A 22,563-nucleotide genomic window follows, 5' to 3' on the forward strand; every position below is an offset into this window, starting at 1 on the left:
GAAGATCCCCGGCCGCGTTATCAACGCTGCCGGGGATCTTCGCTAGCTTCTGCTATCTACGGGACGTACCGAACCGCGCCCTTGTCAGCCGACGTTGCCAGCGCAGCGTAGGCGCGCAGGGCGGTGGTGACGGTGCGCTGACGGTCAACGGGGTGCCACGGACGCTCCGAGGCTTCCATCTTGGCGCGACGCTCGGCGAGGACGTCGTCGTCGACCAGGATCTCGAGTGTGCGGGACGCGACGTCGATGCGAACCTGATCGCCGTTCTGCACCAGGCCGATAACTCCGCCGGCAGCAGCCTCGGGGGAGATGTGGCCGATGGACAGACCGGACGTGCCACCGGAGAAGCGGCCGTCGGTGATCAACGCGCATTCCTTGCCGAGGCCTGCGCCCTTGAGGAAGGCGGTGGGGTGCAGCATTTCCTGCATGCCCGGTCCGCCCTTTGGTCCTTCGTAACGCACGACCAGGACGTCGCCGGCCTTGATCTTCTTCTGCAGGATCACCGAGACGGCTTCTTCCTGCGACTCGACGACCAGAGCCGGGCCCTGGAACGAGAACAGTTCCTCGTCGATGCCGGCCGTCTTGAGGATTGCGCCGTCGACGGCGATGTTGCCGCGCAGGACGACCAGGCCGCCTTCCACGGTGTAGGCGTTCTCGACGTCGCGGATGCAGCCACCGGCAGCATCGGTGTCGAGGGCAGACCATCGGTTGTCCGTCGAGAACGGTTCGATGGTGCGCACGCCGCCGGGAGCAGCATGGAACAGTTCGATCGCTTCGTCTGTTGCCTTGCCGGAGCGGATGTCCCAGTCGTCGAGCCACTGGTCGAAGCTCTTGGTATGCACGGTCGAGACGTCGGTTTCGAGGAGTCCGCCGCGGCGAAGCTCACCGAGCAGCGCGGGGATTCCGCCGGCACGATGGACGTCTTCCATGTGGTAGTCCGAGTTGGGGGAGACCTTGGACAGGCACGGCACCTTGCGGCTGATCGCGTCGATGGTGTCGAGGTCGAAGTCGACCTCGCCTTCTTGCGCCGCTGCCAGCGTGTGCAGGACGGTGTTGGTGGAACCGCCCATGGCGACGTCGAGAGCCATCGCGTTGCGGAACGCTGCCGGGGTCGCGATGTTGCGCGGCAGAACCGACTCGTCGCCGTCGCGGTAGTACTTCAGGGCAGCCTCGACCACGGTGGTGCCTGCGCGAGAGAAGAGTGCGTGACGTGCCTTGTGGGTTGCCAGCGTGGAGCCGTTGCCCGGCAACGCGAGACCGAGGGCCTCGGTGAGGCAGTTCATGGAGTTGGCCGTGAACATGCCCGAGCAGGATCCACATGTCGGGCACGCACTGCGCTCGACCTCGTCGAGGCCTTCTTCCGACACGGCGTCGTTGGCGGAGGCGGAAATTGCGGTGATGAGGTCGGTGGGGGCCTGGGCCACGCCGCCGACAACCACTGCCTTACCGGCCTCCATCGGTCCGCCGGACACGAAGACCGTCGGGATGTTCAGACGCATCGCGGCGTTGAGCATGCCGGGAGTGATCTTGTCGCAGTTGGAGATACACACCAATGCGTCGGCCGTGTGGGCGTTTGCCATGTACTCGACCGAGTCGGCGATGATCTCGCGGCTCGGGAGTGAGTAGAGCATTCCGCCGTGGCCCATGGCGATACCGTCGTCGACGGCGATGGTGTGGAACTCACGAGCGACGCCGCCGGCCTCACGAATGGCCTCGGCAACGATCTCGCCCACGTTCTTGAGATGCACGTGGCCGGGTACGAACTGGGTGTACGAGTTCGCTACGGCGACGATCGGCTTACCGAAGTCGGAATCCGTCATTCCTGTGGCGCGCCACAGGGATCGGGCTCCGGCAGCATTACGTCCGACGGTGGTGGTGCGTGACCTCAACGGGGGCATGGGCGTGTTCCTTATGTGATCGTTGCTGATCTACTTCTGCTGCGCGAACAACAGGGCTGTGTGCTTACGCGGCGAAAAGAATTGAAGCGAGGGCGATTCAACGCTACTCGCGTGCTACTTCTGTTCTGATTCGGGCTGGTCGTTCGACGGCTCGGATTCGGATTCGGGCTCAAGGGCGCTGCCGCTTGCGGACTGTTCGGCCCGTTCCGCTTCTTCGGCGTCGAAGGCGTCTGCCGCTGCCGCGTAGGGATCGGTGATGCGACCACCGCTGGCGATCGCAATTTCGGGGAGCCGGACAAAGCTGACGGCTGGCAGTGTCACCTCTGTTCCGTCGGTCAGTTCGGCGCGGGCCCAGCTGCGCTTCGGGAAACGGAAGCCCTTGACCTCGTCCCAGCTCAGCGTGCGGCTGGAGAACATCGAACGAACCTCGAGGCCGTCGGGGCTGACGGTGGTGCGGACTCGGGCGACGAAGTAGACGGCGATGATCGGCAGGATCAGCAACCAGCTGAATGCTGCGGGCCAGCCGAAGATCGGGAAGCTGACCGCGAAGAGCAGGAAGGCGCACGCCATGTAGGCGAGCTGCGAAATGCGGATGACGTGCCGAAGTGGTTTCGGCGTGTGGGATGATTGAACCGGTGGCACGGGCTGCTGCGAAGTTGACACCTCTACATCTTCGCATTGCAGCCGATGTATCTCAGATTCTGGGACGGTTGACTCACCAAGTTTGCCGTTCGCGACTAGCGCCTCTACTGTCGAGTGCGTGAAACAGAATGAGTTGCTCGTAATCGACCGGCGCGTCGTCGCCTGAGTCGATAATTTTCAACTCACCAGATAACGACGCGCCACCCTCGCTCAGCAGATGCTGACGGGGGTTTTTTGTTGCCCGGAGCCAAATCAGAGGATTTCCCAGTGAGCGCACCAACAGCACGGCCTCAACCCACGCCGCGCAAGTCAGGGACACCGAGCCCGACTACCGCGGCTGCCGCATCGCAGACGGCTACCCGTCGCCAGCTCCCCCCGGAGCGGGTAACGGGCGCGCAGTCTGTCGTTCGCGCCCTCGAAGAGCTCGAGGTCGACACGGTATTCGGCATCCCCGGCGGTGCCGTGCTGCCTGTGTACGACCCGCTCTTCGATTCGGTCAAGGTCCGTCACGTACTTGTGCGCCACGAGCAGGGTGCCGGCCATGCCGCCACGGGTTACGCGCAGGCCACCGGCAAGGTCGGCGTCTGTATGGCCACCTCGGGTCCCGGTGCAACCAACCTGGTCACGCCGCTGGCCGACGCTCAGATGGACTCCGTTCCGATCGTGGCCATCACCGGACAGGTCGCGCGTTCGCTGATCGGTACCGACGGCTTCCAGGAAGCCGACATCTCCGGTATCACCATGCCGATCACGAAGCACAACTTCCTGATCACCGACGGTATCGACATCCCGCGCATCATGGCCGAGGCTTTCTACCTGGCATCGAGCGGTCGCCCCGGCGCGGTCCTGGTCGATATCCCCAAGGACATCCTCCAGGCTCAGACCACGTTCTCGTGGCCGCCGGAGATGCGCCTGCCCGGATACCGTCCGGTCACCAAGCCGCACGGCAAGCAGGTCCGCGAAGCTGCGCGCCTGATCGCCGACGCCAAGTCTCCTGTCCTCTACGTCGGTGGCGGCGTCATCAAGTCCGAATCCTCTGCCGAGCTGCTCGAACTCGCCGAGCTGACGGGCATTCCCGTGGTCACCACGCTGATGGCCCGCGGCGCGTTCCCGGACAGCCACGATCTCAACTGCGGCATGCCCGGCATGCACGGCACTGTTGCCGCAGTGGCAGCACTGCAGCGCAGCGACCTGCTGATCACGCTCGGCGCCCGCTTCGACGACCGCGTGACCGGTCAGCTGAATTCCTTTGCTCCCGATGCCAAGGTCATCCACGCCGACATCGACCCGGCCGAGATCGGCAAGAACCGTTACGCCGACGTCCCGATCGTGGGCGACTGCAAAGAGGTCATCACCGAACTCATCGAGGCCATCCGTGCCGACATGGCCACGGGCACCACGTTCGAACTCACCGAATGGTGGGCGTACCTGAACGACATCCGTCGTACATACCCGCTGAGCTACGACCGTCCCACCGACGGTCAGCTGAGCCCCGAGTTCGTCATCTCGACCGTCGGCAAGCTCGCCGGACCGGACGCCATCTACTGCGCCGGCGTCGGCCAGCACCAGATGTGGGCAGCCCAGTTCGTCAGCTACGAGAAGCCGCGCACATGGCTCAACTCGGGTGGACTCGGCACCATGGGCTACGCGGTTCCCGCTGCCATGGGCGCAAAGATGGGCATGCCGGACACCGAGGTGTGGGCCATCGACGGTGACGGCTGCTTCCAGATGACCAATCAGGAACTGGCCACCTGCGCGCTCGAGGGTATCCCGATCAAGGTCGCCCTCATCAACAACGGCAACCTCGGCATGGTTCGTCAGTGGCAGACACTCTTCTACGAAGAGCGCTACTCCAACACCAACCTGGGAACGCACGGCGCCATCCGCATCCCGGACTTCGTCAAGCTCGCAGAAGCCTTGGGCTGCCACGGAATTCGTGTCGAGCGCGAAGAGGACGTCGAAGCTGCGATCCGTGAGGCGCAGTCCATCAACGACAAGCCTGTCGTGATCGACTTCATCGTCACCGCCGACGCACAGGTGTGGCCGATGGTCGCCGCTGGAACCAGCAATGACGAGATCATGGCGGCCCGGGGTATCCGGCCGCTGTTCGACGACGACGAGGCAGTAGCCGAGCCCGCCGTCATCCATGAAGCCATGTCACGCGAGCAAGCCGGACCCGCCGCGGGCACAGGGGAGGACCAGCAGTGAGCACCACCCACACCCTCAGCGTTCTCGTCGAGGACAAGCCAGGCGTGCTCGCTCGCGTCTCCGCCCTGTTCTCCCGCCGAGGATTCAACATCGAATCCCTCGCGGTGGGCGGCACCGAGATCCCCGAGATCTCTCGAATGACCATCGTCGTCACGGTCGACGAGTTCCCCCTCGAGCAGGTGACGAAGCAGCTCAACAAGCTGATCAACGTCATCAAGATCGTCGAGCAAGACGGTGATGCTTCCGTCGCTCGCGAGCTTGTGCTCATCAAGGTGCGCGCAGATGCAAGCGTGCGCACCCAGGTCATCGAAACGGTGAACCTGTTCCGCGCCAAGGTAATCGACGTCTCCCCGGAGTCCGTCACCATCGAGGCGACCGGTACCCGGTCCAAGCTGGATGCACTGCTGCGGATGCTTGATCCGTACGGTATCCGGGAGATCGTTCAGTCCGGGGTCGTGGCAGTCGGTCGAGGGCCGAAGTCGATCACGGCCACCCGCTAGTACTTTAGACACGTAATAATCCAAGGAGAGGTTGAGAACTGTGGCAGTCGAGATGTTCTACGACGACGATGCCGATCTGTCGATCATTCAGGGCCGCAAGGTTGCTGTGATCGGCTACGGAAGCCAGGGCCACGCCCATTCGCTGAGCTTGCGCGACTCGGGTGTCGAGGTCCGCATCGGCCTCAAGGAGGGCTCCAAGTCCCGCGACAAGGCTGAAGAAGCAGGCCTGACGGTCGGCACGCCGGCAGAGGTTTCCGAGTGGGCCGACGTCATCATGGTGCTCGCACCGGACACCGCCCAGGCAAGCATTTTCACCAATGACATCGAGCCCAACCTCAAGGACGGCGACGCGCTGTTCTTCGGTCACGGCCTGAACATTCACTTCGACCTGATCAAGGCTCCGGAGTTCGTCACCGTCGGCATGGTTGCGCCCAAGGGCCCCGGCCACCTGGTGCGTCGTCAGTTCGTCGACGGCAAGGGCGTTCCCGCGCTCATCGCCATCGACCAGGACCCCAAGGGTGAAGGCCAGGCTCTCGCTCTGTCCTACGCCAAGGGCATCGGCGGAACGCGCGCAGGCGTCATCAAGACCACGTTCAAGGAAGAGACCGAGACGGACCTCTTCGGCGAGCAGGCTGTGCTCTGCGGTGGCACCGAGGAACTGGTCAAGACCGGTTTCGAGGTCATGGTCGAGGCCGGCTACGCACCCGAGATGGCGTACTTCGAGGTTCTGCACGAGCTCAAGCTCATCGTCGACCTCATGTACGAAGGCGGCATCGCCCGCATGAACTACTCGGTGTCCGACACCGCTGAGTTCGGCGGCTACCTGTCCGGCCCGCGCGTCATCGATGCAGGCACCAAGGAGCGCATGAAGGCGATCCTGGCCGACATCCAGTCCGGCGAGTTCACCCGTCGTCTGGTTGCCAACGTCGAGAACGGCAACACCGAACTCGAAGGCCTGCGCAAGGCTAACGCCGAGCACCCCATCGAGGTCACCGGCAAGAAGCTGCGCGACCTGATGAGCTGGGTCGATCGTCCGATCACCGAAACGGCGTAATTAAGCTGTTTCAGCTTGTCTTCACTCCGGCCTGATGCCTGCTTCGGTCCAATTATCTTGGACCGGAGTGGCATTGGGCCGGAGGTCTTTGTCGGGCCAACTGAAGCCCGCCGTAATTCTCATTGAGAATTCGCCCGCAAAAGTGTCCACTATGTGGTATTGCCTACCGAGTTGTGGACGCCGAGACGGCGCGCACTAAACTACTGGGGGTTAAACCACCCCCACACCCACCTAATCAGGGAGTTTGCACGTGAGCCAGCCTGGCCGCCCCGTTGTTCTGATCGCAGACAAGCTCGCGCCGTCCACAGTCGAGGCACTCGGCGACGGTGTGGAGGTGCGGTGGGTCGACGGACCCGACCGCGCTGCCCTGCTCGCAGCTGTGCCCGATGCCGACGCGATTCTTGTTCGCTCCGCCACCACCGTCGACGCCGAGGTTCTGGCCGCAGGCACCAAGCTGAAGATCATCGGCCGCGCCGGTGTCGGCCTGGACAATGTCGAGATCCCCGCAGCCACCGAGCGCGGCGTGATGGTCGTCAATGCACCGACCTCCAACATCCACTCGGCAGCCGAGCACGCAGTTGCTCTGCTCATGTCGACGGCTCGCCAGATCCCCGCCGCAGACAAGACCCTGCGCGAAAGCACCTGGAAGCGCAGCAAGTTCAACGGCGTCGAGATCCTCGGCAAGACCGTCGGCGTTGTCGGCCTCGGCCGCATCGGCCAGCTGTTCGCACAGCGTCTCGCCGCGTTCGAAACCACCATCATCGCGTACGACCCCTACTTGCCCGCAGCTCGCGCAGCGCAGCTCGGCATCGAACTGGTCACCATCGACGAGCTCGTCGAGCGTGCGGACTTCATCTCCGTTCACCTCCCCAAGACCAAGGAAACGGCCGGCCTGATCAACGCCGAGCGTCTCTCCCGCGCCAAGGACGGCGTCATCATCGTCAACGCCGCTCGCGGTGGACTGATCGACGAAGATGCGCTGTACGACGCTCTGGTCTCCGGCAAGGTTCGCGGCGCCGGTCTCGATGTGTTCAACACCGAGCCTTGCACCGACTCCAAGCTCTTCGGCCTCGAGAACGTCGTCGTCACCCCGCACCTCGGTGCTTCGACGTCCGAAGCTCAGGACCGTGCAGGCATTGACGTCGCCAAGAGCGTTCTCCTGGCTCTGGCCGGCGACTTCGTCCCCGAGGCAGTCAACGTCTCCGGTGGCCCGGTCGGCGAAGAAGTTGCTCCGTGGCTCGAGCTCGTCCGCAAGCTCGGTCTCCTTGCTGCGACACTGTCTCCCGAAGCTGTTCAGACGGTCCAGGTTGTCGCCTCCGGCGAGCTGTCCGCTGAAACCGTCGACATCCTCGGCCTCGCTGCTCTGCGCGGCGTGTTCTCCGCAAGCAGCGACGAGGCTGTCACGTTCGTCAACGCTCCGGCACTCGCCGAGCAGCGCGGCGTCACCGTGTCCGTCGAAAAGCACTCCGAGGCACTCGCTCACCGCAGCGCAGTCGAGGTTCGTGCAGTTGCCGCCGACGGCACCGTCACCTCCGTCACGGGCGCACTCACCGGCCTGCAGCAGGTCGAGAAGATCGTCAGCATCAACGGCCGCAGCTTCGACCTGCGCGCCGAGGGTCACAACATCGTTGTCCACTACGGCGATCGCCCGGGTGTTCTCGGTGTGCTCGGTACCGTCCTCGGTAACTCCGGCATCGACATCCTCGCCGCAGCACTGAGCCAGGACGCCGAAGGCGAAGGCGCAACGGCGATCCTGCGCGTCGACAAGGTTGTCTCCGACGCCGATGTCGAGGCAATCGTCTCGCAGCTCGACGCCCGCGTTGCCCAGGTCGACCTTTCCTGATTGTTTTCACTGTGCGCCTTTGTCAACCCTTGCGGTTGATGAAGGCGCACAGTTCTACCGAATGAGGATTCAATGAAGCTTGCGGTCATTCCCGGTGACGGAATCGGTGTCGAGGTCACAGCTGAAGCACTCAAGGTGCTCGGCAAGTTGGTCCCCGATCTGGAAACCACCGAATACGATCTCGGTGCCCGTCGCTACAACGCCACCGGTGAACTGCTGCCTGCAGACGAGCTGGACCAGATCCGTCAGCACGACGCAATCCTGTTGGGCGCCATCGGCGATCCGCGGATCGTTGCGCCGGGCATCCTCGAGCGCGGTTTGCTGCTGAACATGCGTTTCCAGCTCGATCATCACGTCAATCTCCGTCCGGCGCAGCTGTACCCGGGTGCCACGTCGCCGCTCGCGGCGCAGCCCGAGATCGACTTCGTGGTGGTTCGTGAAGGCACCGAGGGCCCGTACACCGGTAACGGTGGCGCCATCCGCGTCGGCACCGATCACGAGATCGCGACCGAGGTGTCGATCAACACGTGGTTCGGCGCCGAGCGTGTTGTTCGTTACGCATTTGCGTTGGCGCAGACGCGTTCCAAGCACCTCACGCTGATCCACAAGACCAACGTGCTTTCCAACGCGGGAGCGATCTGGACGCGTGCGATCGAGACCGTCGGAGCGGAGTTCCCGGACGTCGAGACGGCGTACTGCCACATCGACGCTGCCACCATCTACATGGTGACCGACCCGTCGCGCTTCGACGTCATCGTGACGGACAACCTGTTCGGTGACATCATCACCGACCTGGCCGGCGCGGTGACCGGCGGAATCGGTTTGGCCGCAAGCGGAAACATCGATGCGTCCGGTACCAACCCGTCGATGTTCGAGCCCGTTCACGGCAGTGCCCCGGACATCGCCGGCAAGGGAATCGCAGATCCCACCGCCGCGATCCTCTCTGCCGCACTGCTTCTTCGCCATCTCGGACGCGAGGACGACGCCGCTCGCGTCGAGGCTGTGGTCGCTGCTGACCTGGCTACCCGCGGCGACGGCCCGATCTCCACCACCGAGATCGGCGACCGCATTACTGCAGCACTGTAAGCACCGCCGCTCTGTAAGATTCGTCTCACGGCTCTGACGCGCGTAAGCCTTACGGCTTGCGCGCGTCAGTCGTTTCCGGCATCCCGATAGACTTGCCAACATGCGTCTTGGTCGAATTGCCAGTCCCGATGGTGTTGCGTTTGTCAGTATCGAAGGTGAAGAGGATGCCCTCGTCGCCAAGGAAATTGCCGAGCACCCGTTCGGGAACCCCACCTTTACCGGCCGTAGTTGGCCACTAGCCGATGTGCGCCTGTTGGCGCCGATCCTTGCCAGCAAGGTGATCTGCATCGGCAAGAACTATGCGGATCATGTTGCCGAGATGGGCGGCGAGGCGCCGGCAGATCCGGTGATCTTCCTCAAGCCCAACACATCCATCGTCGGCCCCGGTGCGCCGATCGTGTTGCCGCCCAGTTCAACCGAAGTGCATTTCGAGGGTGAACTCGCGATCGTCATCGGGCAGCCGTGCAAGGACGTTCCGGCCGCAAAGGCCCTGAGTGTTGTTCTCGGATACACCGTTGCCAATGACGTGTCTGCGCGCGATCACCAGCGCCACGACGGTCAGTGGACCCGAGCAAAGGGTCATGACACGTTCTGCCCGCTCGGTCCGTGGATCGAAACGGCTTTGGATCCGTCGGACGTCGACATCAAGACCGAGGTCAACGGCGCAGTCAAGCAGGACAGCAGCACTGCTTTCCTTCTGCACGACATTCCGAAGATCATCGAGTGGATTTCGGCTGTCATGACTCTGCTCCCGGGCGACGTCATCCTCACGGGCACCCCGGCCGGGGTCGGTCCGATCGTTGACGGCGATTCCGTCTCGGTCACGGTGTCCGGGATCGGCACGCTCACCAACCCGGTGATCGCAAAACGCTGACCATCACGTTCGATCAGGGGCCTCATCCGTACGGGTGAGGCCCCTTTTCGATTTCTTGTCGGTTTGATAACTGTCTGTCCCGCCTTGCAGAAGAGTGAAATAGTTATGAGGTAGTTATCATCACAATTGCGTCCAATCAGCGTTACGGACGCGTAATTAGAAGTTCCTGAATGTGTATTTTTACCTGCATGTTTATCGCCAGAATAGGAACAAATACGACTAAAAGGGCAAATCGTATAGATGATAACCCTGGGTTTGCCAATGTAACGTTCATCCGTATTCTGGTCGATAACTGGTGTGATGCCAGTGGGGTATTAATGAGATTTCGGAAAATGGAGGCTGTGGCACATGGGCGCCTTTACTGCGTACCGGCGCACTCGGTCGATCGGGCCGAGTGAGTCCGCAGCACCGAAGTGGCGCGACAAGAAGCGATATCTGTGGCCGCTAGGTCTACTGGTGCCGCTCAGTCCGTTCGCGGCATGGTTCCTGGTGGAGAAGCTGACGCTGGGTCTGTTCTGGGCTGTCGGGGCCTGGTTGATCGTGATTGTGATTCCGCTTGTCGATCTGCTTGCCGGTGAGGACGGGAACAGTCCGCCGGACGAGAAGATTCCGGAGTTGCAGGCCGATCGTTACTACCGCTGGTGCACGTACCTGTTTCTGCCGTTGCAATACATCGGCCTCGTGTTTGCGTGCTGGTGCTGGGTGAATTCGCCGATGGCGTCGGGGGAGAAGTTCGCGCTCGCGATGACCGTCGGAGTCGTTGCCGGCGTTGGTATCAACGCGGCGCACGAAATGGGCCACAAGAGTGAGAAGCTCGAAAAGTGGTTGGCCAAAATCGCACTGGCGCAGTCTTTCTACGGCCACTTCTTTGTCGAACACAATCACGGTCACCACGTGCGGGTGGCAACACCCGAAGATCCCGCAAGTTCGCGGTACCGCGAGAATTTCTGGTTCTTCTTGCCGCGGAGCGTTATCGGGGGGCTGCGCTCCGGGTGGCAGATCGAGCGCGCTCGCCTCGAACGTGCGGGAGTGAGCACCTGGAGTTACAAGAACAACATCCTCAATGGATGGGCGATGAGTGTGGTGTTGTTCGGCTCGCTCATCGCGGTATTCGGCTGGGAGATCGCGCCGTGGCTCGTTGTGCAGGCCATTGCCGGATTCACCTTCCTGGAAACGGCGAACTACCTCGAGCATTACGGGTTGCTCCGCGCCAAGCGTGACGACGGTACATACGTTCGCTGCTCACCGGAGGACAGTTGGAACAGCGACCATGTCGTGAGCAATTTGTTCCTTTATCAATTGCAGCGTCACAGTGATCATCACGCCAATCCGCGTTTGCGCTACCAGAGCCTTCGCAGCGCCGCCGACGCACCGCAGTTGCCGGCGGGATACGCGGTCATGATCGTCTGTGCGTGGGTCCCGCCGTTGTGGCGCTCGATCATGGACAAGCGACTTCTTGCGTATTACGACGGCGACATGAGCCGGATAAACGTGCTTCCCGGACGCTGACGGTTGGCGCGCTCACCACTTTCAGGGAAAACGAAGAGTCGGCGGGACTAATCTGTAGTACGACCATCCATCATCGCCGAGCCAAGTGAGCCATGACCAACAGCGAAGTACGCGTCCGTTTCTGTCCGTCACCCACCGGAACCCCGCACGTGGGTTTGGTGCGCACCGCCCTTTTCAACTGGGCGTTCGCACGACATCACGGTGGAACCTTCGTGTTCCGCATCGAAGACACCGATGCTCAACGGGACAGCGAAGAGTCTTATCAGGCGATCCTCGACGCCCTGCGCTGGCTGGGTCTGACATGGGACGAGGGCCCCGAGGTCGGTGGACCGCATGCGCCGTACCGCCAGTCCGAGCGTCGTGATCTGCATCTCGACGTCGTCGCAAAGTTGCTTGCGGCGGGCGAGGCTTACGAGTCGTACTCGACCAACGAAGAGGTGGAAGCGCGGCACAAGGCAGCCGGACGCGATCCGAAGCTCGGCTACGACAATTTCGATCGGGATCTCACCGACGAGCAGCGCGCGGCGTACATCGCAGACGGACGTAAGCCGGTAGTTCGCCTTCGGATGCCTGATCACGACCTGACGTGGAACGACCTCGTTCGCGGCGAGACCACGTTCAAGGCCGGAACGGTGCCGGACTTCGCGTTGACGCGCGGCAACGGCATTCCTCTCTACACGCTGGTCAATCCCGTCGACGATGCGTTGATGAAGATCACGCACGTTCTGCGCGGTGAGGACCTCCTCTCGTCCACTCCGAGGCAGTTGGCTCTGTACGAGGCGATGATCCGGATCGGTGTTGCGGATTTCACGCCGTCCTTCGGTCACCTTCCCTTCGTGATGGGTCAGGGCAACAAGAAGCTCTCCAAGCGTGACCCCGAGTCCAACCTGTTCATTCACCGTGACCGCGGGTTCATCCCCGAGGGGCTGTTGAACTACTTGGCTCTGCTCGGATGGAGTATCGCGGACGACCACGACGTGTTCTCGCTCGACGAGATGGTTGCGGCGTTCGACATCTCCAAGGTCAATTCCAATCCGGCACGGTTCGACCAGAAGAAGGCCGACGCGATCAACGCCGAGCACATTCGCTTGCTCGAGCCGGCCGACTTCGCGGCCCGACTGAAGTCGTTCCTGGTCGAGCACGGCCACATCAGTGCCGACGTGGACGAAGCGACGTTCACTGTTGCGGCGGACCTCGTGCAGACCCGCATCGTCGTTCTGTCCGACGCGTGGGATCTGCTGAAGTTCCTGTTCGTCGACGAGGCGTCGTTTGCTCTCGATCCTGCTGCTGCGGCCAAGAACCTGAAGGAAGATGCGGGTCCGGTACTGGACGCGTCTCTTGCTGCACTCGACGCCGTCTCGGAGTGGACGGCGGCAAGTATCGAGGAAGCCCTCAAGAAGGCGCTCATCGAGGATCTGGAGCTCAAGCCGCGTAAGGCCTTCGCTCCGGTCCGGGTGGCGATTACGGGCTCTCACATCAGCCCTCCGCTGTACGAGTCGATGGAATTGCTCGGTCGCGACGTCTCTCTTGCCCGGTTGCGTGCCGGTAGGGCAGCAGTAAGCGCCTAAATAGGATTGTCTCCGGCCGGAAATGAAGTAAAAACGTCCCGTGACCATACGATTTGGTATTTGGGGCGGGGGTACTGGTAATCTTCTTTTCGGCCGGAGACGAGCCGCCAAGCATTACAGCGAAGCGGAGCGAGCAAGGCCAAGCAAGACCTTTGGGGTATGGTGTAATTGGCAACACAGCGGTTTCTGGTACCGCCATTCTAGGTTCGAGTCCTGGTACCCCAGCGAAAATCCGGTCGATTTTGCAGCCGGACTCAGACAAGCTAAGCTTGCTGAGCTTCCAGAGAACAGCCCGAAAGGGAAGTTCTTGAAGTGCGAAAAAATAGAACATGCTTAAAGCGTGTCCTGGCCCCGTCGTCTAGCGGCCTAGGACGCCGCCCTCTCAAGGCGGTAGCGCGGGTTCGAATCCCGTCGGGGCTACAAAAGAAAGACCCTTCGATCATCTGATCGGAGGGTCTTTCTTGTTATGCGCTCAATCAGTGAACAGTGGCGCCACAAAACAATCACCCCAGTCGAAATCGACTGGGGTGATTGTCATCTCATCTTCGGGATGGCCGCGTGCCTATCCGCTCTTGCGACGGAATTCGCGTTTGTGATCAGCGGAACCATGAGTGCTGTGGACCTTCGACTGACCGTCGCGATGATCGGCTGCAGTGGCGTTGCTGTGGTTCTTGCGCTCGAGTGCTTCGCGGAACTTGCGCTTGTTGGCCTCCGCCGGTGTTTCCGATTCAGACGTCGTTTCGGATTCCGGATTGGTACTGTCCTGCTCGCTCATCTGTGTGCTCCTTGGATTTTGGGCCTGTGGTCAAGCTACGCCTTCAGGAGCGGGAGCTGTAGACCCGGACAACGGCATCGCCGGCATTCCGAGTTTGCGGTGGTCCCAGGACCGTGTGCGCTCGGGGATGAAGCGTACCGCGACGCGTTTGTGGAGCATGGCGTCGACTGCTGGTCGTAGATCGTCGGAGTAAGGCCCGGTGTACCGCTCCCAGACGCTGATGCCGACCGCGAACAAGGCGTCGGGGTCGTCGACTATTTCTCCGACGCCCTCCATCGAGACGCCGCGGAGAGTGTCGTACGTGAGACCGTCCTCGATCAAGACCGACATCCGCGAGTCGCGTCGTAGGTTAACGGCTTTCTGGGATTTGGCCTTGGTCTCGAACCAGATCTCGCCGTCCACGATCGCAAACCACATCGCGATGAGGTGCGGCATGCCGTCGCCGCTCAGCGTGGCCATCGTTGCAGTACGGCTCTTTTCGACGAAGTCCGAGATTTCGGACTCCGTCATCGTGATCTGGCTGCGTTGTTTTCCGGTCATGACGGCAGTGATCTCCTCGGCTGCGGGTACTCCTGAAGTTCTTACTGTGGCACGGATTACATGATTACGTGTCCGATTACAGGCGCTTGTGCAGCGCTTCTGCCGCCGCGAGAAGGTCGGCTGCCCACCGTGCGCCGGGGCGCCTACCCATCCGGTCGATCGGTCCGGATACCGAAATCGCCGCCACGACAGTGCCGGAGCTGTCCCGTACCGGTGCCGCCACACTGGCAACTCCTGGCTCGCGCTCGGCCGCACTCTGGGCCCAGCCCCGCCGGCGAACTTCGAGAAGGACGCGCTCTCCGAAGGTCGCGTCGGCCAGAACCGCGCGCTGAGTCTGCGGATCTGCCCATGCGAGAAGGACCTTGGCACCCGAGCCGGCATTCATCGGCAGGCGCGCGCCGACCAGGACGGTGTCACGCAAGCCGGTCGGCGGTTCCATCGATGCGACGCAGACGCGTGCCGTACCTTCGCGTCGGTACAGCTGCACGCTCTCTCCGGTGATCTCACGCAAGCGGGGGAGGATGAGCCCCGCCGCGGCGATCAGAGGATCATTGGCAGTGGCAGCCAATTCGGCGAGGCCGGGGCCGGGACACCACAGGCCGTCGGAGTCGCGGGCGAGAAGTCGATGGACCTCGAGGCCGACGGCAAGGCGGTGTGCGGTGGCCCTTGGCAGGCCTGTGCGCGCACAGAGTTCGGAGAGGCTGCACGGTTCCTCGGCTACTGCATGAAGCACGCCCATTGCTTTGTCCAGCACGCCGATGCCGCTATGCTGTCTCATAGGTCGATACCAAGTTCTCGCATAGTGGGATAGTAGCGCATGATCTTCGACAGGTCAGCAGCATCCACTTTCGAGAATTTGATGCGCAGCATGAGAACTGTTGGGCTGTCGGACTTACATTTCACGCGCGGCGGGCCAGCCCGTAGTTCGCCGACGCGAGGCTACGTACAGAGGTGGAAGACATGGCACAGAAAGCACGCACTCTCGCCGAGAAGGTGTGGGACGACCACGTTGTAGTGAAAGGCGAGGGACAGAATCCCGACCTTATCTACATCGATCTCCACCTCGTCCACGAAGTGACAAGCCCGCAGGCATTCGACGGATTGCGGTTGGCCGGACGGAAGTTGCGCCGTCCCGATCTGACGATCGCCACCGAGGATCACAACGTCCCGACGATCGACATCGACAAGCCGATCGCCGATCCTGTCTCCAAGACACAGGTCGACACTCTGCGCCGAAATTGTGAAGAGTTCGGAGTTCGCTTGCACCGCATGGGCGATCTGGATCAGGGCATCGTGCATGTGGTCGGCCCACAGCTCGGACTGACTCAGCCGGGAACCACCGTCGTGTGCGGCGATTCGCACACCTCGACCCACGGCGCTTTCGGCGCTCTCGCAATGGGAATCGGCACCAGCGAGGTCGAGCATGTGATGGCAACGCAGACATTGTCGTTGCGCCCCTTCAAGACGATGGCTATCACCGTCGACGGTGAATTGCCGCCTGGCGTCACGAGTAAGGATCTGATTCTTGCTGTCATCGCCAAGATCGGCACCGGCGGTGGCCAAGGATATGTCCTCGAGTACCGCGGCGAGGCGATCCGGAAACTGTCGATGGAAGCGCGTATGACCATCTGCAACATGTCGATCGAGGCCGGTGCCCGTGCCGGCATGATCGCCCCCGACGAGATCACGTACGAGTTCATCAAGGGACGTCCGCACGCGCCGACCGGCGCGGACTGGGATGCAGCAGTGGCTGCTTGGGAACTGCTGAAGACCGACGACGGAGCGGAATTCGACAACGAAGTCCACATCGACGCCAGTGCTCTGACGCCTTTTGTCACGTGGGGAACCAACCCGGGACAGGGTGCGCCGCTCGGTGACCGTGTTCCGAATCCGGAAGAAATCGTCGAAGAGAACGAACGTCAGGCAGCCGAGAAGGCGCTCACCTACATGGGACTCGACGCCGGAATGCCGCTGCGTGAGGTCTCGGTCGACACCGTGTTCGTCGGTTCCTGCACCAACGGTCGAATCGAAGATCTGCGTGAGGTCGCCGGCGTTCTCGAGGGTCGCCATGTCGCAGAAGGTGTTCGGATGCTGATCGTTCCCGGTTCGATGCGGGTGCGCGCGCAGGCCGAAAGTGAAGGCCTTGGCGACATCTTTGTTGCCGCAGGAGCAGAGTGGCGCCAGGCCGGCTGCTCGATGTGCCTGGGTATGAACCCGGATCAGTTGGCGCCTGGTGAGCGTTCGGCCTCGACGTCGAACCGGAATTTCGAAGGCCGTCAAGGCAAAGGCGGGCGGACGCATCTGGTTTCTCCGCTCGTCGCTGCCGCCACCGCCGTCCGTGGAACGTTGTCGGCACCGTCCGATCTGGTCTGACGTACCTAACACTCGAGGAGAATTTTGATGGAATCCTTTAGCACGCACAAGGGAATCGGCGTACCGCTGCGGCGCTCGAACGTCGACACCGACCAGATCATCCCGGCTGTTTATCTGAAACGCGTGACGCGCACCGGGTTCGAGGACGGATTGTTCGCCGGCTGGCGCACCGATCCGAATTTCATCCTCAACCACGCGCCGTACGACAAGGGCAGCGTCCTGGTTGCCGGTCCGGATTTCGGAACAGGCTCGTCGCGAGAGCATGCCGTTTGGGCGCTATCCGACTTCGGTTTTCGCGTTGTGATCGCGTCGCGCTTCGCAGATATCTTCCGCGGCAACGCCGGAAAAGCGGGCCTGCTGGCCGCACAGGTGGAGCAGAGCGACGTCGAACTGCTGTGGAAGTTGCTCGAAGAACAGCCCGGACTGGAATTGACCGTCGACCTCGAGAACCGGACAGTGAGTGCCGGAACAACGGTGGTGCCCTTCAGTATTGACGACTACACGAGGTGGCGTCTGCTCGAGGGTCTCGACGACATCGGACTGACATTGCGCCAGGTAGAGGCGATTTCCGAGTTCGAAAAGTCAAGGCCGTCATGGAAACCGACTACCCTCCCGGCCCAAATTTCCCAGGGCTGAACGGAAATCGGGGATAGCGGGCAAGAAGAGAAATAGGTCACGATTTCGGGGCTACGTTGATTGAGAATTGGCGTGGCACATAGACTCTTGCCGTTATCAGGTTTACCGTAGTTCTCAGTCGGTCCTACGGTGGACCATTATTTGCGGAGGAATTTCAATGAACAAGGCAGAGCTCATCGATGTTCTGACTGAGAAGCTGGGTTCGGACAGGCGCACAGCAACCGATGCAGTGGAGCACGTCGTGGACACCATCGTCCGCGCCGTCCACCGTGGCGAGAGCGTGACCATCACCGGCTTCGGTGTCTTCGAGCAGCGTCGTCGTGCGGCACGTGTCGCACGTAACCCGCGTACGGGCGAGACCGTCAAGGTCAAGCCGACGTCGGTTCCGGCTTTCCGTCCGGGCGCACAGTTCAAGGCGGTTATCGCTGGCGGCCAGAAGCTTCCGGCCAGCGGCCCGGCAGTCAAGCGCGGCGTAGCAGCACCGGCCACCAAGGCAGCAGCCAAGAAGGCAGCAGCTAAGAAGGCAGCAGCCAAGAAGACGGCAGCCAAGAAGGCTCCGGCAAAGACGGCAGCCAAGAAGACGGTTGCCGCTAAGGCTCCCGCCAAGAAGGCTCCGGCCAAGACCGCAGCCAAGAAGACGGTTGCCGCTAAGGCTCCCGCCAAGAAGGCTCCGGCCAAGACCGCAGCCAAGAAGACGGTTGCCGCCAAGGCTCCCGCCAAGAAGGCTCCGGCCAAGACCGCAGCCAAGAAGACGGTTGCCGCTAAGGCTCCCGCCAAGAAGGCTCCGGCCGCCAAGAAGGCTCCGGCCAAGAAGGCTCCGGCCAAGCGCGCTTCCAAGTAGTCGCGCTCGGGCGAAAAGCCTGACGCTGGAAAGCAAGCAGTAAAAGCAAGAGGCGCGGCCCGCGATGACGATCGCGGGCCGCGCCTCTTGCGTTGTTTTCAGTACTCTTTTCTAATTGGTGACTTTCGGGAGCGGGCTGTCGAGATGATCAGCCGCGATCAGTCGGTCGCCCACGAGCGAGAGAACCCAGGTGCTGCCCTTGCGGTTGCGCGCTGAGGGCAGTGTTACACCCGCTGATTCGCTCCACCAGGCCATCAGATCCGGAATGACGCCTCCTTGGCTGCATATGACCGGTGTGCCGCCTGCAGAGGCAATCTCGAGTACCCGCGCACGGGCAGCTTCTGGATCTTCCGCGTATCCTTCTTCGCTCAGAAGTGGTTCGATCCCGATCTCCACTCCGAGAGCCTCGGCGAGCGGCATCACAGTTTCGATGCAGCGAGTTCGGTCGGCAGAATAGACGGTGTCCGCACCGAAAATGCGTAACTGCGACGCCAAGGCCGCAGCCTGTTCCTTGCCTTTGGCCTCGAGGGGGCGAAGTGTGTCGTCGCCCTTGTACCGCTTGCGACTTCCCGCTTTTGCGTGACGGACCAGCAGCACGGTTCGGGTATCGGGTGGTGCGGAGACAAAGCGGCGCAGGATCATCCGATCCATCGGATACGAGAGATGGTCAGGGACTTCGTCGATCGGAAGCCAGTGCAGAACGTCCACTTCGCTGTTCGGACCAAAATCTCCGTCGACGGCTTCTGCGGCCCAATACTCGACGCGCTTGAGTTTGCGGTGCCCAGGAACCGGATAGGTGACACCACCGAGGTGACGTCCGAAGCGGCCGGTGATCGACGTTTCTTCCTGCACTTCACGAACAGCGGCCGTCAGGAATGTTTCACCCGGGTCGAGTTTGCCTTTGGGAAAAGACCAGTCGTCGTATTTAGGGCGATGAACAACGGCGATTTCGACGGCCTCCGGATTATCGGGAGCCTTTCGCCATAACACTGCGCCGGCGGCAAAGATATTCGCTTTGACAGGTTTGTCAGCCATGGCAGCGACCGTCAGGATCCGCTGGATGTGCGACTGCGCATCAACGCATGTTGATGCTCGCGTACATCTTCGCCGTGTTCGGGGGAGGCGACCCAACTTCCGTCGGGATGGAGTACCCAGCAACGGGTGCGTGGGTCGAGCGCGGAATCGAAGATGTCGCCCAACTGCTTCGCCAACTTGGGATCCGTAACCTGAACCATCACCTCCACTCGGCGATCGAGGTTGCGGTGCATCATGTCTGCGCTGCCGATCCAGAATTCGTCGGCGGCCCGGAAATGGAACATGCGTGAGTGCTCGAGGAATCGTCCGAGAATGGAACGTACTTCGATGTTGTCGCTCAGTCCCGGTACTCCGGGCTTGAGCGCGCAGATTCCGCGAACCACGATCTCCACGGGCACGCCGGCCTTGGATGCCCGGTACAGCGCGTCGATAACCTGTTCGTCGACAAGTGCATTCGCCTTCATGCGGATGGCAGCGTCACGCCCGGCCAGCTTGTGCTCGATCTCGGCTTCGATACGTTCGACGATTCCGCGGCGCACACCGTACGGCGCGACCAGAAGGTTGCGGTAGTTGGTCTTGCGGGAGTAGCCGGTCAGCGAATTGAAGAGGTCCGTGAGGTCGGCGCCGACCTCCGGTGCGGCTGTGAACAATCCGACGTCCTCGTACAACCTCGCAGTCTTGGGGTTGTAGTTGCCGGTACCGATGTGGCAGTACCTCCGGATGGTCGAGCCTTCACGCCGAACCACGAGGCATGTCTTGCAATGAGTCTTGAGTCCGACCAGGCCGTAGACGACGTGCACGCCGGCCTGTTCGAGTTTGCGAGCCCACTTGATGTTGGCCTGCTCGTCGAAGCGAGCCTTGATCTCGACGAGAGCGACAACTTGCTTGCCGGCTTCAGCGGCGTCGATGAGCGCGTTGACGATCGGTGAATCACCGGACGTTCGGTAGAGGGTTTGCTTGATCGCGAGAACCTGCGGGTCGGCGGCCGCCTGTTCGATGAATCGCTGAACACTGGTGGAGAACGAGTCGTACGGATGATGGACGAGTACGTCGCCATCACGAAGTGTGGAGAACACGCTCTTGGGTGTTTCGCGTTCACCGAACGCCGGGTGCGTCGCCGGAACGAAAGGTGCGTCCTTGAGTGCCGGGCGGTCGACGGCGTAAACCTGCCAGAGGCAGGACAAGTCGAGCAGACCGGAAACCTCGATCACGTCGGCGGGGTCGACGTCGAGTTCACGAAGCAACAAGTCGAGCATGTGTTCGGTCATGTCGTCGGCAACTTCGAGACGGACCGGTGATCCGAAACGACGACGGGCAAGTTCACGCTCCAGCGCCTGCAGGAGGTCCTCGTCGCGATCCTCCTCGACCTCGAAGTCGGCGTTGCGTGTGATCCGGAAGGCGTGGTGCTCCACGATTTCCATTCCGGGGAACAGAACATCGAGGTGCGCCGAGATCAGCTCTTCCAACGGGATGAACGAGTCGATCGACGAGGTGGTGCTCTTGACGCGAACGAAGCGGCCGACGTTGTCGGGAACCTTCACTCGGGCGAAGTGCTCGCCGCCCGTCAGGGAATCCTTCACCGTCACTGCGAGGTTGAGACTCAGCCCGCTGATGTACGGGAAGGGGTGCGCGTGGTCGACGGCGAGTGGAGTCAGAACGGGGAACACCTGTTCGGTGAAATGCACCGAGAGGCGTTCGTGATCGTCGTCGCTGAGGTCGGACCAGCGAACGATCGAGATTCCTTCTGCCGCTAGGGCAGGGCGAACGGAATCGAGAAAGACGTGTGCGTGCTTGTCGGCAAGTTCCTGTGTCCGCTGCGCGATCAGAGCCAACTGTTCGCGCGGTGAGAGTCCGTCGGCAGAGCGGACGGACAGACCGGTTTCGTCGCGGCGCTTGAGACCGGCAACACGAACCATGAAGAACTCGTCGAGGTTGGACGCGAAGATAGCGAGGAACTTTGCGCGTTCGAGGAGGGGGAGTGACTCGTCGGCTGCCAACGCGAGAACGCGGGCGTTGAAGTCGAGCCAACTGAGTTCACGGTTGAGGTAGCGGTCTTCGGGTAAGCCACCGAGAAGGACTGCGGGAATTGCCTTCGTGGCTGCCGGCGGCGCACTCGGTATGTGCGTCGGCGATCCACTGACCGGTGGTCGCGCCGAAGGCTGCGGTGTCGAAGGCTGCTGCCCGTCACCGGTTTTTGCGGTGTTGGTGTCGCCAAGTTCTGGCGGTGTGGTCTCTACGTTGTTTGCGGACTTGCGGTGCTCGAGTGCTTCGCCGTTGCTCACCTGTCGATCATCCCCCACAATTGCGCGCTTCGACAATTGATGATCGAAAAAGGTCAATGCGTTTTGGACGTGGCGCGATGGAAGCGTGTCAGCGACGCGAGTGTTGCCGGTCCGACGCCGAGTGCGCGGGCGGTGTCGAGATCTGTTGCGGTGTCGACGTCGGTGCGAAGGCCCGGCCACTCTCCGGTGAGACGCCTGGCGCCGGAATCCGTGTGGCCACGCGCGGATTCGGGGCCGAATCGTGGATCGAGCGGCAGATCGGGATCACACGAGAACAGGGCCGCGGTCCCGGTTCCGTGGTGATCGACGACGATGGAACGGCCACCGGCGCGGGCGGCGTCGAGGGCTTCGAGCAGTTCGTCTGGTTGGAGCGACGGAAGATCCGCTTGGATGACAACAAGATCCACAGTGCCATGTTCGGTGCGGATGTGCGTGGCCGCTGCGTCGAGGGCAGAGTTGAGTGAATTCTCGGTGGACCTACTCGAATCTGGATCGGCGTACACGTTTACTCCCGCGGCGTACGCGAGTGCGGCGACTGTCGGATCCGGAGTCACGACAGTGACGCCGTCGATGGCAGGTACACCCGTAACCGTGGTGAGAGTGTCGTGAAGCATCGCGAGAACAAGATCGGCACGGGCGTCGACGTCGAGTTCGGCGGCCAGCCTGGACTTCGCGGATCGGAGGTCCTTCACCGCGACAATGGCATGCATCGGGCGCGGACGTTCCGATCTGGTTGCGCTCGGCCTCGCACTGGTCATCCTTCGATCTTGCCAGTCGGTTGCCGACATGTCTGTCTCTGCCTGTCTCACCGGGGCGTCTGGCGACTCCAGTTCGGTCCGGGCGATAGTCTGTGCAGGCGATTTCATTGCCGGGTCGCAACACAACCGGCGTCTTGGCGA

Annotated in this window: 19 protein-coding genes and 2 tRNA genes; 13 read left to right on the top strand and 8 right to left on the bottom strand. The window is 62.0% G+C overall.

The features are described from left to right. Nucleotides 1-56: 56 nt before the first annotated feature. Both ilvD and RG2_RS10090 read right to left on the bottom strand, forming a co-directional pair. On the bottom strand, nt 57-1,898 hold the full coding sequence (gene ilvD, locus RG2_RS10085) for a dihydroxy-acid dehydratase (protein WP_033236590.1): 1,842 nt from the start codon (nt 1,896-1,898) through the stop codon (nt 57-59). Nucleotides 1,899-2,012: 114 nt separating this feature from the next. Next, nucleotides 2,013-2,540 carry a PH domain-containing protein gene (locus tag RG2_RS10090; RefSeq protein ID WP_033236614.1) on the bottom strand — a complete coding sequence of 176 codons (528 nt, stop codon included), beginning with the start codon at nt 2,538-2,540 and terminating at the stop codon, nt 2,013-2,015. A gap of 267 nt (nt 2,541-2,807) precedes the next feature. Here RG2_RS10090 and RG2_RS10095 point away from each other — a divergent pair, with 267 nt between their 5' ends. The 10 genes from RG2_RS10095 (at nt 2,808) to RG2_RS10140 (ending at nt 13,602) form a co-directional block, all read left to right on the top strand. Beyond that, nucleotides 2,808-4,748, top strand: a complete 1,941-nt coding sequence (locus RG2_RS10095) for an acetolactate synthase large subunit (protein ID WP_033236589.1) — start codon at nt 2,808-2,810, stop codon at nt 4,746-4,748. Next, nucleotides 4,745-5,248, top strand: coding sequence for an acetolactate synthase small subunit (gene ilvN / locus RG2_RS10100; RefSeq protein WP_033236588.1), 504 nt, complete (start codon nt 4,745-4,747; stop codon nt 5,246-5,248). Before RG2_RS10095 ends, ilvN begins: the two co-directional genes overlap by 4 nt. A 52-nt stretch (nt 5,249-5,300) precedes the next feature. After that, entirely contained in the window at nt 5,301-6,302 is a 1,002-nt protein-coding gene (gene ilvC / locus RG2_RS10105; RefSeq protein ID WP_172937779.1) for a ketol-acid reductoisomerase, read from the top strand. A gap of 250 nt (nt 6,303-6,552) precedes the next feature. Beyond that, entirely contained in the window at nt 6,553-8,145 is a 1,593-nt protein-coding gene (gene serA / locus RG2_RS10110; protein WP_033236586.1) for a phosphoglycerate dehydrogenase, read from the top strand. Between the two features lie 72 nt (nt 8,146-8,217). Further along, the gene (locus tag RG2_RS10115) at nt 8,218-9,231 is read left to right on the top strand and encodes a 3-isopropylmalate dehydrogenase (protein WP_033236585.1); all 1,014 of its coding nucleotides are present in this window, start codon (nt 8,218-8,220) and stop codon (nt 9,229-9,231) included. A 100-nt stretch (nt 9,232-9,331) separates the two neighbouring features. After that, nucleotides 9,332-10,105: a fumarylacetoacetate hydrolase family protein gene (locus RG2_RS10120; RefSeq protein WP_033236584.1), complete on the top strand. Its 774-nt coding sequence runs from the start codon at nt 9,332-9,334 to the stop codon at nt 10,103-10,105. 348 nt (nt 10,106-10,453) lie between these two features. Continuing rightward, nucleotides 10,454-11,614, top strand: coding sequence for an alkane 1-monooxygenase (locus RG2_RS10125; RefSeq protein WP_045067164.1), 1,161 nt, complete (start codon nt 10,454-10,456; stop codon nt 11,612-11,614). A gap of 92 nt (nt 11,615-11,706) precedes the next feature. Continuing rightward, entirely contained in the window at nt 11,707-13,182 is a 1,476-nt protein-coding gene (gene gltX / locus RG2_RS10130; RefSeq protein WP_033236583.1) for a glutamate--tRNA ligase, read from the top strand. A 153-nt stretch (nt 13,183-13,335) separates the two neighbouring features. Further along, a tRNA-Gln gene (locus RG2_RS10135) sits at nt 13,336-13,407 on the top strand. Between the two features lie 122 nt (nt 13,408-13,529). After that, nucleotides 13,530-13,602 (top strand) — tRNA-Glu (locus tag RG2_RS10140). A 142-nt stretch (nt 13,603-13,744) separates the two neighbouring features. Here the strand turns inward: RG2_RS10140 and RG2_RS10145 are convergent. The 3 genes from RG2_RS10145 to RG2_RS10155 all read right to left on the bottom strand — a co-directional run bounded on the left by RG2_RS10145 (nt 13,745) and on the right by RG2_RS10155 (nt 15,275). Next, nucleotides 13,745-13,957, bottom strand: a complete 213-nt coding sequence (locus RG2_RS10145; RefSeq protein WP_033236582.1) for a DUF5302 domain-containing protein — start codon at nt 13,955-13,957, stop codon at nt 13,745-13,747. Nucleotides 13,958-13,987: 30 nt separating this feature from the next. Then, nucleotides 13,988-14,497, bottom strand: coding sequence for a pyridoxamine 5'-phosphate oxidase family protein (locus tag RG2_RS10150; protein ID WP_033236581.1), 510 nt, complete (start codon nt 14,495-14,497; stop codon nt 13,988-13,990). A 76-nt stretch (nt 14,498-14,573) separates the two neighbouring features. After that, the gene (locus tag RG2_RS10155) at nt 14,574-15,275 is read right to left on the bottom strand and encodes an IclR family transcriptional regulator (protein WP_033236580.1); all 702 of its coding nucleotides are present in this window, start codon (nt 15,273-15,275) and stop codon (nt 14,574-14,576) included. A gap of 182 nt (nt 15,276-15,457) precedes the next feature. On the opposite strand from RG2_RS10155, the gene leuC reads away from it, so the two are divergent. The 3 genes from leuC (at nt 15,458) to RG2_RS10170 (ending at nt 18,347) form a co-directional block, all read left to right on the top strand. Beyond that, nucleotides 15,458-16,870 (top strand): 3-isopropylmalate dehydratase large subunit, encoded by a 1,413-nt coding sequence (leuC, locus tag RG2_RS10160; protein ID WP_033236579.1) that lies wholly within the window; start codon nt 15,458-15,460, stop codon nt 16,868-16,870. Between the two features lie 27 nt (nt 16,871-16,897). Beyond that, on the top strand, nt 16,898-17,506 hold the full coding sequence (leuD, locus tag RG2_RS10165; RefSeq protein WP_033236578.1) for a 3-isopropylmalate dehydratase small subunit: 609 nt from the start codon (nt 16,898-16,900) through the stop codon (nt 17,504-17,506). Nucleotides 17,507-17,663: 157 nt separating this feature from the next. Beyond that, on the top strand, nt 17,664-18,347 hold the full coding sequence (locus tag RG2_RS10170) for an HU family DNA-binding protein (RefSeq protein ID WP_033236577.1): 684 nt from the start codon (nt 17,664-17,666) through the stop codon (nt 18,345-18,347). 111 nt (nt 18,348-18,458) lie between these two features. Here RG2_RS10170 and RG2_RS10175 read toward each other — a convergent pair whose 3' ends face one another. The 3 genes from RG2_RS10175 to cofC all read right to left on the bottom strand — a co-directional run bounded on the left by RG2_RS10175 (nt 18,459) and on the right by cofC (nt 22,422). Further along, nucleotides 18,459-19,382, bottom strand: coding sequence for an NUDIX hydrolase (locus RG2_RS10175; protein ID WP_033236576.1), 924 nt, complete (start codon nt 19,380-19,382; stop codon nt 18,459-18,461). Between the two features lie 11 nt (nt 19,383-19,393). Further along, nucleotides 19,394-21,502 carry an RNA degradosome polyphosphate kinase gene (locus RG2_RS10180; RefSeq protein ID WP_230590374.1) on the bottom strand — a complete coding sequence of 703 codons (2,109 nt, stop codon included), beginning with the start codon at nt 21,500-21,502 and terminating at the stop codon, nt 19,394-19,396. 215 nt (nt 21,503-21,717) lie between these two features. Further along, nucleotides 21,718-22,422 carry a 2-phospho-L-lactate guanylyltransferase gene (cofC, locus tag RG2_RS10185; protein WP_033236612.1) on the bottom strand — a complete coding sequence of 235 codons (705 nt, stop codon included), beginning with the start codon at nt 22,420-22,422 and terminating at the stop codon, nt 21,718-21,720. Nucleotides 22,423-22,563 lie beyond the last annotated feature (141 nt).

It is taken from the genome of Rhodococcus globerulus NBRC 14531, from assembly GCF_001894805.1.
Classification (GTDB): domain Bacteria; phylum Actinomycetota; class Actinomycetes; order Mycobacteriales; family Mycobacteriaceae; genus Rhodococcus_F; species Rhodococcus_F globerula.